General features: G+C 66.4%; 14 protein-coding genes and 2 riboswitches. Of the genes, 11 read left to right on the plus strand and 3 right to left on the minus strand.

Annotated features, from left to right (window positions below; genetic code table 11):
* Positions 1-6: 6 nt before the first annotated feature.
* A complete protein-coding gene (locus AC4FIJ_RS10220; RefSeq protein WP_490336619.1) occupies positions 7-1,419 on the minus strand; it encodes a sigma-54-dependent transcriptional regulator in 1,413 nt (470 codons plus the stop codon).
* Between the two features lie 305 nt (positions 1,420-1,724).
* On the opposite strand from AC4FIJ_RS10220, the gene AC4FIJ_RS10225 reads away from it, so the two are divergent.
* The 10 genes from AC4FIJ_RS10225 (at position 1,725) to AC4FIJ_RS10270 (ending at position 10,850) form a co-directional block, all read left to right on the plus strand.
* Complete coding sequence (locus tag AC4FIJ_RS10225) at positions 1,725-1,853, plus strand: hypothetical protein (RefSeq protein WP_490336620.1); 129 nt, start codon at positions 1,725-1,727, stop codon at positions 1,851-1,853.
* 172 nt (positions 1,854-2,025) lie between these two features.
* Positions 2,026-2,748, plus strand: coding sequence for an aspartate/glutamate racemase family protein (locus AC4FIJ_RS10230; RefSeq protein ID WP_490336621.1), 723 nt, complete (start codon positions 2,026-2,028; stop codon positions 2,746-2,748).
* A gap of 81 nt (positions 2,749-2,829) precedes the next feature.
* Positions 2,830-4,053: a deoxyguanosinetriphosphate triphosphohydrolase gene (locus tag AC4FIJ_RS10235; protein ID WP_490336622.1), complete on the plus strand. Its 1,224-nt coding sequence runs from the start codon at positions 2,830-2,832 to the stop codon at positions 4,051-4,053.
* Positions 4,046-4,774 carry an NAD(P)H-binding protein gene (locus AC4FIJ_RS10240; protein WP_490336623.1) on the plus strand — a complete coding sequence of 243 codons (729 nt, stop codon included), beginning with the start codon at positions 4,046-4,048 and terminating at the stop codon, positions 4,772-4,774. Before AC4FIJ_RS10235 ends, AC4FIJ_RS10240 begins: the two co-directional genes overlap by 8 nt.
* A gap of 84 nt (positions 4,775-4,858) precedes the next feature.
* Positions 4,859-4,966: riboswitch (glycine riboswitch) on the plus strand.
* Positions 4,967-5,084, plus strand: a riboswitch (glycine riboswitch).
* Between the two features lie 64 nt (positions 5,085-5,148).
* Entirely contained in the window at positions 5,149-6,291 is a 1,143-nt protein-coding gene (gene gcvT / locus AC4FIJ_RS10245; protein WP_490336624.1) for a glycine cleavage system aminomethyltransferase GcvT, read from the plus strand.
* Positions 6,292-6,327: 36 nt separating this feature from the next.
* The gene (gene gcvH, locus AC4FIJ_RS10250; RefSeq protein ID WP_490336625.1) at positions 6,328-6,699 is read left to right on the plus strand and encodes a glycine cleavage system protein GcvH; all 372 of its coding nucleotides are present in this window, start codon (positions 6,328-6,330) and stop codon (positions 6,697-6,699) included.
* 64 nt (positions 6,700-6,763) lie between these two features.
* Positions 6,764-8,125, plus strand: a complete 1,362-nt coding sequence (gene gcvPA / locus AC4FIJ_RS10255) for an aminomethyl-transferring glycine dehydrogenase subunit GcvPA (RefSeq protein WP_490336626.1) — start codon at positions 6,764-6,766, stop codon at positions 8,123-8,125.
* Positions 8,122-9,738 carry an aminomethyl-transferring glycine dehydrogenase subunit GcvPB gene (gene gcvPB, locus AC4FIJ_RS10260; RefSeq protein ID WP_490336627.1) on the plus strand — a complete coding sequence of 539 codons (1,617 nt, stop codon included), beginning with the start codon at positions 8,122-8,124 and terminating at the stop codon, positions 9,736-9,738. Before gcvPA ends, gcvPB begins: the two co-directional genes overlap by 4 nt.
* 1 nt (position 9,739) lies before the next feature.
* The gene (locus tag AC4FIJ_RS10265) at positions 9,740-10,210 is read left to right on the plus strand and encodes a methyltransferase family protein (RefSeq protein ID WP_490336628.1); all 471 of its coding nucleotides are present in this window, start codon (positions 9,740-9,742) and stop codon (positions 10,208-10,210) included.
* Positions 10,191-10,850: a DUF938 domain-containing protein gene (locus AC4FIJ_RS10270; protein ID WP_490336629.1), complete on the plus strand. Its 660-nt coding sequence runs from the start codon at positions 10,191-10,193 to the stop codon at positions 10,848-10,850. Before AC4FIJ_RS10265 ends, AC4FIJ_RS10270 begins: the two co-directional genes overlap by 20 nt.
* A gap of 81 nt (positions 10,851-10,931) precedes the next feature.
* Here AC4FIJ_RS10270 and AC4FIJ_RS10275 read toward each other — a convergent pair whose 3' ends face one another.
* Both AC4FIJ_RS10275 and AC4FIJ_RS10280 read right to left on the minus strand, forming a co-directional pair.
* Complete coding sequence (locus AC4FIJ_RS10275; protein WP_490336630.1) at positions 10,932-11,063, minus strand: entericidin A/B family lipoprotein; 132 nt, start codon at positions 11,061-11,063, stop codon at positions 10,932-10,934.
* 70 nt (positions 11,064-11,133) lie between these two features.
* On the minus strand, positions 11,134-12,120 hold the full coding sequence (locus tag AC4FIJ_RS10280; protein WP_490336631.1) for a DMT family transporter: 987 nt from the start codon (positions 12,118-12,120) through the stop codon (positions 11,134-11,136).
* A 94-nt stretch (positions 12,121-12,214) separates the two neighbouring features.
* Between AC4FIJ_RS10280 and AC4FIJ_RS10285 the strand changes: the two genes are divergently transcribed.
* Positions 12,215-12,436 (plus strand): hypothetical protein, encoded by a 222-nt coding sequence (locus tag AC4FIJ_RS10285; protein ID WP_490336632.1) that lies wholly within the window; start codon positions 12,215-12,217, stop codon positions 12,434-12,436.
* Positions 12,437-12,439: the final 3 nt, after the last annotated feature.

Genomic DNA, 12,439 nt, shown 5'->3' on the forward strand with positions numbered 1-12,439 from the left:
GCGCGATCAGGCGGCGTTGTCGATTCCCAGATCGCTCAGCTTGCGATAGAGCGTCGAGCGCCCGATGCCGAGGCGGCGCGCGACCTCGCTCATCCGGCCGCGATAATGGCCGATGGCAAGGCGGATCACGTCGGCCTCGATCTCTTCCAGCGAACGCAAATGCCCGTCGGCGCCGAACAGGGTCACGCCGCCCGCATTGTCGGCGGCGCGCGGTCCGATGTCGCCCACGATATTGGCAAGCTGCGGGAAATCGCTCTCGGTCAGGGCGTCGCGGTCGCAGAAGACGACGGCGCGGAACAGCACCGCCTGAAGCTGGCGCAGGTTTCCGGGCCAGCCATACCCCTCCAGCAGGGCCAGCGCATCGTCGGTGATGCCCAGATGGCGCAGGCCCGGCTGCTCGCCGATCAGCTTGAGGAAATGGCGCGTCAGCGGCGCGACGTCGCAGACTCGCTCACGCAGGGGGGGCAGCTGGATAGAATGGCCGTTGAACGCCTCTGCCAGCGCGGGTTCCAGCACGCCCTGTTCGGCCAGCGTCGCCGAATCGGTGCCCGCCGTCGCGATGATGCGGACATCCACGCGAAAGCTGTGCGCCGCGCCCAGCGGCTTGGCGATGCCGGTCATGATCGTGTCGGCCAGCCGGTGCTGCAGTGCGGGGGGCAGACGTTCCAGATCGTCGATGATCAGCGTTCCGCCATCGGCGTTCTGCAATGCGCCCGCGCGCTGTTCGAACGCGCCGGGGAAGGCGCCGCGTTCGTGGCCGTACAGCGCCGATTCGATGGCCGCCGGGGCCATGCCGGTGGTGTGGACCACAACGACGGGCCCGCGCGAACGCGGGCTGGCCGAATGGATCGCGCGGCTGAGCAGTTCCTTGCCGGTGCCCGGCTCGCCCGCGATCAGCAGCGTGGAATGCCCGCGCGCCGCCTTGGCCGCACGGGCCAGCGCGGTACGGAAATTGGGGGAGGACCCGATCATCAGGTCGAAATCGAGCGGCGCCTCGATCTTCTCGGTCAGCGGGGCCAGCTCGTCAGAGGCCAGCGCGTGCTGGACGCTGCTTTCCAGCGCATAGATCAGCCGTTCCGAAGCGATCGGCTTTATCAGATAGTCGGTCGCGCCCGCGCGCATCGCCTCTACCGCCAGCAGCGGCGAGGCGCTGCCCGTCAGGAACAGCAGCGGCATTTCGGGCGCGGCGGCGCGGAAGCGGCCGATCAGGCGGCACGATTCGTCGCCCGCGATCCAGCTGTCCAGCATCAGAGCCTGCGGCTTTTCGGGAGAGGTGTCGTCCAGCATCCGCAGCGCGGTCTCTCCGTCGGGGACGGTGCGCATGCGCCAGCCTGCACGGCCTGCCAAAGCATTGATCTGCCTGATCTGGCTGGCATCGTCTGCGACCAGCAGCATCAGGCGCGGTTCGTCATCCACCATTACTTGCCCCGTTGCGGCGACGGAAACCCCTGGCCGCCCCTGACGACTTCTAACGGGATATCGTGAACAATATGTTTAACGCGTTCGCGCGCCCGCCACCAGCCGCGCATTGAAGGGTAAACGCGCCATTGACGATAGCGTTTCCGTCCGGCTCCTGAAAGACAGGCGGCCGGCCCTTGGCGCGGCTCGAATACGGCGTCTTGTCTGAAACGGCGGCCCGCATTAGAGGCTTGTCGGGTATGGGGTCCCGTCCGGCCGGGCGGGGCACCACAGGAATAGTGCACGAAGCTTCCAAGGAAACCGCGATGGCCATGAAGAATCCCCACTCGATCGAAAAGGCGAAATCGACCTATTCGAATTTCGTCAGCTGGTTCAAATGGGGCACGATCATCGTCGCCATCCTGACCGCCGTCGTGGTGCTGATCATCGCCTGACAGCGCGAGGCCTTGCCGGAATACGCGCATCGCGCCCCGATGGCCGGGCGCGCGGGCGTTCCGGTTAAATTAACCGGTCATAGCGAACATGTCCGCCACGCTGCCGGTTGGCATGCGGTGCCTTTTTGCGTAGGCGAAAGGCGGGACACACAAGCATGAGGGACCTGGTCTTTTGCGAAAACTTGGTCTGATCGGGGGGATGAGCTGGGTTTCCACCCGTGCCTATTACGAAGACATCAACCGCATCGTGCAGCGCCGCGTCGGCCCCACGGCCAGCGCGCCGCTGCTGATCGAAAGCATCGATTTCTCGCGGCTTTACCGCACCAACGGGCCCGAACAATGGGACCATGCCGCCGATGTGCTGATCGAATCGGCGCGGCGGCTGGAGAGCGCGGGCGCGGGCGCATTGGTGATCGCGGCCAATTCGATGCATGCGGTCTATGACCGGGTCGCGGGAGCGGTTTCCATCCCCGTCATCCATATCGCGGATTGCGTCGCCACCCGCATGACCGAAAAGGGCATCAAGCGCGCCGCGCTGATCGGCACGCGCAACGTGATGATGGAGGATTTCTATCGCGAGCGGCTGGTGGTCGAGGATATCGAGCTGCTGCCCCCCAACATGGATATCGTGGAGACGCTGGACACGATCATCTATGACGAGCTGATGCACGGCAAGGTCCGCCGCGACAGCGAGCGTGAGCTGCGCACCATGATCACCAATCTGGAAAAGGCCGGGGCCGAGGCTGTCGTGATGGCCTGTACCGAGCTAGACCTGCTGATCGACACCGATGCCAACGTGCTGCCGATCTTCGATTCCGGCCATATCCATGCGGCGGCGGCGGCGGACTGGATCATCGGCGAACAACCGGCGCAGACGGATACGCCCGCCGGATGACGGGTTTTTCCGCCGTTTAACGCCGCGTTCCGTTTTTGATCCGGTTTGCCTGTGCGCCCCGATCTGCCATCGGGGTCGGCGATGGACGACGTTCTTGCACCGGCCCTACCCGATATCGCCAGCGGCGGCGGCGCGCGCGCCCGATATGCCGCCGATCCGGCGCACACGCGCGGGCGCGAATTCGGGGAGGTCGAGGGCGGGGTGCGAGGCCCGCGCAGCGCATACCAGCGCGACCGCGACCGGATTATCCACTCGATCGCGTTCCGCCGGCTGAAGCACAAGGCGCAGGTGTTCGTCGCGCCCTATGGCGACCATTACCGCACCCGCCTGACCCACAGCCTTGAGGTCGCGCAGGTCGGCCGGGTGATCGCGCGCGCATTGGGTCTGGACGAGGATCTGACCGAGGCATTGTGTCTTGCCCATGACATCGGCCACGGCCCGTTCGGCCATGCGGGCGAGCGGGCGCTGCAACGCGCGCTGAAGGGCCATGGGGGTTTCGACCATAATGCGCATACGCTGCGGGTGCTGATGCGGCTGGAAAGCCCCTATTGCACGCATGAAGGGCTGAACCTTTCGTGGGAAACACTGGAGGGGCTGGCGAAGCACAACGGGCCGGTCTCGGCGGATAAGACGCTGCCTTGGGCCTTGCGCGAACTCGACGAAGCCTTCCCGCTCGACCTTGGGCGCTGGCCTAGCCTCGAGGCGCAGGTGGCGGCGCTGGCCGACGACATCGCCTATGACAATCATGACATCGAGGACGGGATTCGCGCGGGCTTCCTCTCGCTCGACCAGATCCTGTCGATGCCGTTCGTCGCGGACCAGTGGGATGCGATCAATCGCAAGTTCCCCGGCGTCGCGAAGGAGCGCCTGCAGCGCGAGCTGATCCGTTCGCAGATCGGCTGGATGGTCACCGACGTCATTGCCGAAACGAAAGGCCGCATCGCGCAGGCGGGCGTCGAAACCGCGCAGGACGTGCGCGAGGCGGGGGTGCAGCTGGCAGGCTTTTCGCTCGGCGTGGCGGAGGCGGAGCGGGCGCTGAAGCGGTTCATGTACGATAAGCTCTATTACCACCCCGCGCAAAAGCGCACCGCGGAGCTGGCCGATGCGCTGATCGCGGGGCTGTTCGCGGCCTATGCGGACGATCCCTCGCTGATGCCCGAAGACTGGCGCGCCGCGCTGCCCGAAAGCGAGCCGCAGCGCAGCCGCCATATCGCCGATTTCATCGCGGGCATGACCGACCGCTATGCGATCCGCGCCCATGCCGACATCTTCGGCCACGCGCCCGAGGAGCTCAGCAATGTCTGAGCGCGGCGGCAGGCCGGCAGAGCCCATCCACATGGTGCTGGTGGGTGCGACCGGTCTGGTGGGGCGCGAGATCATGGCGCGCAGCGGGGCGCAGGACGACATCCGCCTGACCGCCATCGCCCGCCGCGAAGTGCCGCTGCCCGAAGGTGCGCGGATGGAGATGATCATCGCCGATCCGGCCAGCTGGGGGCAGGTCATCGCGCAGCTGGCGCCCGACGTGCTGGTGTCGGCGCTGGGCACGACATGGAAGAAGGCCGGGCGGGACGAGGCCGCGTTCCAGTCGGTCGATCTCGAACTGGTGCTGCGCTGCGCCGAGGGTGCCTCGCAGGCGCGGGTGCGGCAGTTCATCGGGATGTCGTCGGTGGGCGCGGACCGGTTTTCCAAAAACCTCTATTTGCGCACCAAGGGCGAGATGGAGCAGGCGGTGAAGAAGCTGGCCTTCTCGCGCGTAGACATGCTGCGGCCCGGCCTGCTGAAGGGCCGGCGCGAAGAGGATCCGCGCGGCAAGGAGAAGCTGGCGGCGATGCTGTCGCCGGTCACCGACCTGCTGATGAACGGTTCGCTGCGGCAATATCGATCGATCCCGGCGGGCGCGGTTGCCGATGCCATTTTGGCGATGGCGCATATGCGCGCGGACGGGCGTTTCGTGCACGACAATGACGCCATTCGCGCCGCGCCCTTGCGGCGGTCGGTGAAAAAACCGGCGCTGGCGGGTGAATAGCGCGATTTGCTCGGTTAAATCCGCCAGAACCCCAGCGCGCTGATTGACTTTGCAGGCGCAGCATAGGAATTTGCCGCCACATCGCTGACCCGTGTGGGAGAGAGCGTGCGATTCGCCGTCTGGCGAATTCGCATGCCGCCGAAGGAGCAACCGCCCCGGAAACTCTCAGGCAACAGGGACCATGTGGGTCGATAGCGATGCTCTGGAAAGAGCAGCGGCGTTTCATTGCCGAGGCCACCGAAGGGGTATTCCGGCTGCCGTGTTCGCGGCACCGGCGAAGCTCTCAGGTTTCCGCGACAGAGGGGGTCTTGCGCGTATCCGCCTGCCGGACGCGCAGGCCTGCCTATTCACGGAGCCTGATTGTGAGCGAAACCATGTCCGAAGATCATATCGAAGAGCCGATCGCTCCGGAGGCTCTGCCGCTGGACGCGTGGCATCGCGCAAGGGGTGCGCGCATGGTGCCCTTCGCGGGTTATCTCATGCCGATCCAGTATGAGGGCATCATCGCCGAGCACGAATGGACCCGCACCAACGCGGGCCTGTTCGACGTCAGCCACATGGGCCAGCTGATCGTGTCGGGCGAAGGCGCCGCCGAGGCGCTGGAGACGCTGCTGCCCGGCGATATTTCCGCGCTGAAACCGGGGCGTGTCCGCTATTCGCTGCTGCTGAACGAGGATGGCGGCATCCTCGACGATCTGATGGTGACCAATGTCACGCAGAACGACGGCGAGCCGACCTATTACCTTGTCGTCAATGGCGCGACCAAGTGGGACGACATCGGCCATCTGCGCGAATTCCTGCCCGACGAGATTTCGCTCAATCATCTGGACGACCGCGCGCTGCTGGCGCTGCAGGGCCCGCGCGCGGCCGAAGCGCTGGAGCGGGTCATTCCGGGCATCGCCGACACGCTGAGCTTCATGCAGGCGGGCAATGCGAAATGGAACGGCGTCGACGTGGGTGTCGGACGCTCGGGCTATACCGGCGAGGACGGGTTCGAACTGTCCGTCCCCGCCGAACAGGCCGAGGCGCTGGCCGAGGCGCTGTGCGCGCAGGACATGGTGAAGCCCGTCGGCCTTGGCGCGCGCGATTCGCTGCGGCTTGAGGCGGGGCTGCCGCTCTATGGCCACGACCTTGACGAGAACACCGATCCGGTAACCGCCGACCTGTCCTTCGCGCTGTCGAAAAAGCGGCGCGAGAGCGGGGGCTTTCCGGGGGCGGACAAGATCCTTTCTCTGCTGGCCCACGGGCCCAGTGCAAAGCGTGTCGGCCTTATGATCGAGGGGCGCATGGCCGTGCGCGAGGGCGCCGCGATCCATGCCGGCGAGGCGCGCATCGGCACCGTCACCAGCGGCGGCTTCGCGCCCAGCGTCGGCCAGCCCATCGCGATGGGCTATGTCGAGGCGGGCCATGCGCTGCCCGGCACGAAGCTGACCGTCGAGATGCGCGGCAAGGCGATCACGGCGACCGTCACCGACATGCCCTTTGTGCCGCATCGCTATTTCCGCAAGAAATCCTGATTTTCCTGACTTAATTCCTCTGAGGATCATCACGCCATGACCATCTATTTCACCGAAGACCATGAATGGATCTCCGTCGAGGGATCGACCGGCATCGTCGGCATCACCGACCATGCACAGGAACAGCTGGGCGACATCACCTTTGTCGAACTGCCCGAAGTGGGCAGCGATTACGGCAAGGGCGACAGCGTGTCGGTCGTCGATTCGGTAAAGGCCGCCAGCGACGTATACACCCCGGTTTCCGGCACCGTCACCGAAGTGAACACCGACCTCGAGGAACAGCCCGAGCTGGTCAATAACGATGCCGAAGGCGAGGGCTGGCTGTTCAAGGTCACGCTGTCCGACAAGTCCGAGCTTGAAGGGCTGATGGACGAGGATGCCTACAAGACATTCCTCGAAAGCCTGTGATCCCTGCAAAGACCCTGATCCCTGCAAAGACTTTGATCGGCATTCGCCGCAAGGACATGATGTGATGCGTTACCTTCCGCTGACCCAGACCGACCGGTCCGCCATGCTGGCGAAGATCGGTGCGGACGATATCGATGCGCTGTTCGCCGACGTTCCGGCAGAGGCGCTGCTGAAAGACCCCGTGTCGGGCCTGCCGATGCATGCCAGCGAGATGGCGGTCGAACGGCACATGAAGAAGCTGGCCGCGCAGAACCTGTCGGCGGCCGACGCGCCGTTCTTCCTGGGGGCGGGGGCCTATCGCCATCACATTCCCGCGACGGTCGACCACATCATCCAGCGCGGCGAATTCCTGACCGCCTATACGCCCTATCAGCCCGAAATCGCGCAGGGCACGCTGCAGGTGTTGTTCGAATTCCAGACGCAGGTCGCGCGCATGTTCGGCACCGACATCGCCAATGCGTCGATGTATGACGGTTCGACCGCCTGCTGGGAAGCGATCGCCATGGCGGGCCGCATCACCCGCCGCGAACGCGCCGTGTTGGGCCCGATCCACCCGCATTACGTCTCCTCTGCCGAGACGATGGCGCGCTTTACCGGGGACGAGCTGGTCAGCGTCGGCCCGCAGCTGTCCGCCGATGCGGGTGAGGATGCGGTGATCGCCGAGATCGACGACAAGACCGCGGCGGTCGTGGTGCAATATCCCGACATCCTTGGCCGCGTGCCCGATCTGGCGAAAATCGCCGATGCCGCGCATGCCAAGGGCGCGCTGCTGATCGCGGTGGTGACCGAGCCGGTCGCGCTGGGCCTGCTGGAAAGCCCCGGCTCGCTGGGCGCCGATATCGTGGTGGGCGAGGGGCAGTCGCTGGGCGTCGGCCTGAACTTCGGCGGGCCCTATCTGGGCCTGTTCGGCGCGCGCGAGAAATTCGCCCGCCAGATGCCGGGACGCCTGTGCGGCGAGACGGTGGACGCCGACGGCAAGCGCGGTTTCGTGCTGACGCTTTCGACGCGCGAGCAGCATATCCGGCGCGAGAAGGCGACCAGCAATATCTGCACCAACTCGGGCCTGTGCGCGCTGGCGTTCTCGATCCACATGACGCTGCTGGGCGGCGAGGGGCTGGGCAGGCTGGCGCGCATCAACCACGCCCGCGCGCTTACCGCGGCGGAGCGGCTGGGCGCGATCCCGGGCGTGGAAGTGGTCAACGAGGGCAATTTCTTCAACGAGTTCGCCGTGCGGCTGGCGGGCAAGGATGCGCGCGAGGTGGCCTATGCGCTGACCCGGCGCCAGATCCTGGGCGGCGTGTCGATGGGACGCCTGTTCCCGGACCGCCCCGACATGGCCGAAGGGCTGCTGATCGCGGTGACCGAAACGGTGAGCGACGAGGATATCGACTATCTGGCCGGCGCGCTTGAGGAGGAACTGGCATGAACACCATCAACCGCAGCGGCTGGAAACCCGAGATGGGCGAGGTGGACGTCCACGCCCCCGAAGACGCGCCCACGGCCAGCGGCGACCGCGCGCTGAACCTTGAGGAACCGCTGATCTTCGAATTGCGCGCGGCCGATGGCGCGGGCAAGTGCGGGGTCGATTTCGACGATATGCCCGATGCGATGTCGCCCGGCATCGCGAAATTCGCGCGCAAGAAGCAGGTCGAACTGCCCGCGCTGGCAGAACCGGAGACGGTGCGCCATTATACCCGCCTGTCGCGCCAGAACTATGCGATCGACCTTGGGCCGTTCCCGCTGGGTTCGTGCACGATGAAGCACAATCCGCGCCTGAACGAGGCGGTGGCGCGGCTGCCGGGCTTTGCCGACATCCATCCGCTGCAGCCGATGGACACGGTGCAGGGCGCCTATGCGGTGATCGAGCAGCTGGCCGACTGGCTGATGAAGCTGACCAACATGAGCGCGGTCGCGATGAGCCCCAAGGCGGGCGCGCATGGCGAATTGTGCGGCATTCTTGCGATGCGCGCGGCGCTGGAAGCGCGCGGCGATGCGCGCGAGGTGATCCTCGTTCCCGAAAGCGCGCATGGCACCAATCCGGCCACCGCGGCCTTTGCGGGCTATGGCGTCGAGAATATCCCGGCGACCAAGGACGGGCGCGTCGATCTGGAGGCGCTGAAGGCGCGGCTGGGGCCTGACGTGGCGGGCGTGATGATCACCAACCCCAACACCTGCGGATTGTTCGAGCGCGATATGAAGGCGATCTCGGACGCGGTGCATGCGGCGGGCGGCCTCGTCTATTGCGACGGGGCGAATTTCAACGCCATCGTCGGCAAGGTGCGCCCCGGCGATCTGGGCGTCGATGCGATGCACATCAACCTGCACAAGACCTTCTCCACCCCGCATGGCGGCGGCGGTCCGGGCAGCGGCCCGGTGGTGTTGTCGGCGGCGTTGGCGCCCTTTGCCCCGATCCCCTTCGTCCGCCGCGACGACAAGGGACGGCTGCGCATGGTCGAGGAACGCCAGCGTCCCGATCAGGCACCGCAGAGCTTTGGCCGCATGGCTGCGTTCCACGGGCAGATGGGCATGTTCACCCGCGCGCTGACCTATATGCTCTCGCACGGGGCGGACGGGCTGCGTCAGGTGGCCGAGGATGCGGTGCTGAACGCGAACTATATCCTGCGCTCGCTGGAGGACGTGCTCGACGCGCCCTATGCCGATGCGGGTCCGTGCATGCACGAGGCGCTGTTCAGCGACGACGATCTGCCCGAGGGCATGACGACGCTGGATATCGCCAAGGGTCTGATCGACGAGGGATTCCACCCGATGACGGTCTATTTTCCGCTGGTGGTCCACGGCGCCATGCTGGTCGAGCCGACCGAGACCGAGAGCAAGGCCGGGCTGGACCGTTTCATCAATTCGATGCGCAGCCTAGCCGAACGTGCGAAAGCCGGGGACCAGAGCCTGAAATCCGCGCCGCATTTCGCGCCGCGCCGCCGGATGGACGAGGCCCGCGCCGCGCGCAAGCCGGTACTGACATGGAAGGCCCCGCCCGGACCCGCGGGCGAACCCGCGCTGTGCGAACTGGGCGGAAGCTGAGATGACGGGCGGCGGCGGGGAGACGAGCGAGGTTCGCTTTCCGCCGCCGCTGATCTTTGCGGGGCTGTTGCTGGCTGGGCTGGCGGCGGACGATCTGCTGGGTCTCAATCCCGCGATGCCGGGTGTGCTGCGCGGCGTGGGGATCGGCATTGCGCTGGTGGGCGCGGGCCTGATCGCGGCGGCATTGCTGCAGTTTCGCAAGGCGGGCAACGACCCCGAACCGTGGAAGCCCGATGCCGCCTTCGTCGCGCAGGGCCTCTACCGGTTCAGCCGCAATCCGATGTATCTCGGCATGGCGCTGCTGCATCTGGGGATCGCGCTGGCGCTGGACAGTCTTGGCGCACTGCTGACATGGCCGGTTGCTTCTGTGCTGATCGACCGGCTTGTCATCGCGCGTGAGGAGCGCCATCTCGCCCGCCGTTTCGGCCCGGAATATCAGGAATATCGCCGTAATGTCCGACGCTGGCTCTGACCCATCGAACGAGCGCGGGCACGATCCCGCCGACCGCTGGATCGACCGCCGCCGCCACGCCCCCGCGACCGAGCGTAACCGCGGGCCCATCGGCGACCGGCTTGCCGACATCCTGCCCGCCAAGGGCGTAGTTCTGGAGATCGCGAGCGGATCGGGCGAGCATGCGCTTTATCTGGCGCGGCGCTTTCCCGCGCTGGACTGGCTGCCCAGCGATCCCGATCCCGATTCCATCGGGTCTATCGCGGCATGGCGGGAGGCGGAGGGGCCGCCCAATCTGCGCGCGCCCGTCAGTCTGGATGCCAGCGCACCCGACTGGCCGGTGGACCGCGCCGAGGCGATGCTGTGCGTCAACATGATCCACATCAGCCCATTGGCCGCGACTGAGGGGCTGTTCGCGGGCGCGGCGCGCGTGCTGCCGCCGGGGGCACCGCTGGCGATTTATGGTCCGTTTCTGGCCGGGGATATCGAAACCGCGCCGTCCAACCTGCAATTCGACCAGTCGCTGAGGGCGCGCGATCCGCGTTGGGGACTGCGCGATCTGGCGGATGTCGTCGATCTGGCGGGTCGCCATGGGCTGGAACTCGCCGCGCGCCATGCCATGCCCGCCAATAATCTGTTCCTGCATTTCCGGCGGATCTGACGGCATTTCGACCCGCGCCCGAACGAGAAACGCCCGCCGGTGAGGGCGGGCGCTTGCCGTTCGAAATTCTTTGAAGAGGCCTTAGTCGATGGCGTCCTCACCGGCCTGACCGACGGATTCGATATCCTCGCCAGCACCCTTGACGGTGTTGCAGGCAGCGGCGGTGAGTGCCAGCGAGCCAAGCGCGCAGGCAATAGCGATACGACGAATCATGGGAGGCTCCTTTGTTTCCATTCCCCCAACAACGCCGGGATACGAATGCGGTTCCACACGATTGTTAAGATTACGGCTCCAGCGTGCGCATTCGCCTGCGGCGCAAGATCTGTTCGCGCACGACGATGATGACGCCCGCCGCGATGATGAGTGGCGCACCCAGCCACAGGCTGGCGGGCGGCAGATTGTTGAACAGGTACCAGCCGTAGTACGAGGCGGCGATCAGCGAGACGTAATCCATCACGATCACGCTGGCGACCTGCCCGAACCGCAGTGCCAGCGTCAGCAGCACCTGCGCCAGCGTGCCCGCGACGCCGATGCCGATCAGCAGGGCGATATCCGCCGGATCGCTGGTCCACCCGTCGAACAGCGACCAGACGAACAGCAACGGCACGGTGAAGAGCGAGAAATAAAGCACGATGACCACGCTGTTCTCGGTCTGTGCAAGGTCGCGGATCTGGATCGACACCAGCGCCACCATGAAGGCCGCGCCAATCGCCACCAGCGCGCCGGTCATGGGAATCTCCGCGCCGCCCGCGGGGCTGGCGACGACCAGCACGCCCGCGAACCCCAGCAGCACCGCAGCCCAGCGCCAGCGTCCGACATGCTCGCGCAATACCAGCGCGGACAGGATCACGGCAAAGATCGGCGCGGTGAAGCTGAAGGTCGTCGAGACCGCAAGCGGCAGCAGGATCGGCGCGAGGAAGTTCAGCACCATCCCAGTCACGCCATAAAGCGACCGCATGAAATGTCCGCCCAGCCGCTGCGTCCGCATCACGCCGAAACCGGACGTCAGCGCCAGCCACAGGCACAGGATCGGGATCGAGGCGGCCTGCCGGATCAGCAGCATGTGCGAAAGCGCGATCCCATGCTCGGAAGCCAGCTTTACCAGGGCGAACATCGTCGCCAGCGTCAGCGCCGCGCCCAGCCGCAGGACCAGCGCCAGCGTCGGCCGCTGCCGCGCCAGCACCATGGCCGGCTGCTCCGTACCGGCGGCGCGGGTGTTTTCCGCAGCTTCGCCGACCGGTGCGGCGGCAGGACTTGGGGTCTTTGCCATGCGGCCCTATGGAGCCGTGACGCCTGTGCGATCAAGCGCGTTTTTGCGCTGCAGCATGGGCAGGGGTCAGACAGACACGCGAAGGACGGGCGAATTGATCGAATGGCTGACGGCAAGCGATGCGGGCCATTGGACCGTGTGGGCGGCGGCTGCGGTGACGGTGGCCGCGATCGCGTGGCTGGGCGACTGGCGCCGCGCGCGCAGGGCGGCGCCCGACGCGGTCGGCTGCATGCCGTGGACCGCGGTGTTCATGGCCGCGCTGCTGGTCGCCGTGGTGACCGGCGCGCTGGCCGTGCTGACGTGGATGTCGCCCTGACGC

Source organism: Croceicoccus sp., from assembly GCF_983967925.1.

Excerpts from the sequence above, each read along its gene's own strand:
- AC4FIJ_RS10220 (WP_490336619.1), bottom strand. The coding sequence starts at position 1,419 with ATGGTGGATGACGAACCGCGCCTGATGCTGCTGGTCGCAGACGATGCC.
- AC4FIJ_RS10225 (WP_490336620.1), top strand. The coding sequence starts at position 1,725 with ATGGCCATGAAGAATCCCCACTCGATCGAAAAGGCGAAATCGACCTAT.
- AC4FIJ_RS10235 (WP_490336622.1), top strand. The coding sequence starts at position 2,830 with ATGGACGACGTTCTTGCACCGGCCCTACCCGATATCGCCAGCGGCGGC.
- AC4FIJ_RS10240 (WP_490336623.1), top strand. The coding sequence starts at position 4,046 with ATGTCTGAGCGCGGCGGCAGGCCGGCAGAGCCCATCCACATGGTGCTG.
- gcvT (WP_490336624.1), top strand. The coding sequence starts at position 5,149 with ATGTCCGAAGATCATATCGAAGAGCCGATCGCTCCGGAGGCTCTGCCG.
- gcvH (WP_490336625.1), top strand. The coding sequence starts at position 6,328 with ATGACCATCTATTTCACCGAAGACCATGAATGGATCTCCGTCGAGGGA.
- gcvPA (WP_490336626.1), top strand. The coding sequence starts at position 6,764 with ATGCGTTACCTTCCGCTGACCCAGACCGACCGGTCCGCCATGCTGGCG.
- gcvPB (WP_490336627.1), top strand. The coding sequence starts at position 8,122 with ATGAACACCATCAACCGCAGCGGCTGGAAACCCGAGATGGGCGAGGTG.
- AC4FIJ_RS10265 (WP_490336628.1), top strand. The coding sequence starts at position 9,740 with ATGACGGGCGGCGGCGGGGAGACGAGCGAGGTTCGCTTTCCGCCGCCG.
- AC4FIJ_RS10270 (WP_490336629.1), top strand. The coding sequence starts at position 10,191 with ATGTCCGACGCTGGCTCTGACCCATCGAACGAGCGCGGGCACGATCCC.
- AC4FIJ_RS10275 (WP_490336630.1), bottom strand. The coding sequence starts at position 11,063 with ATGATTCGTCGTATCGCTATTGCCTGCGCGCTTGGCTCGCTGGCACTC.
- AC4FIJ_RS10280 (WP_490336631.1), bottom strand. The coding sequence starts at position 12,120 with ATGGCAAAGACCCCAAGTCCTGCCGCCGCACCGGTCGGCGAAGCTGCG.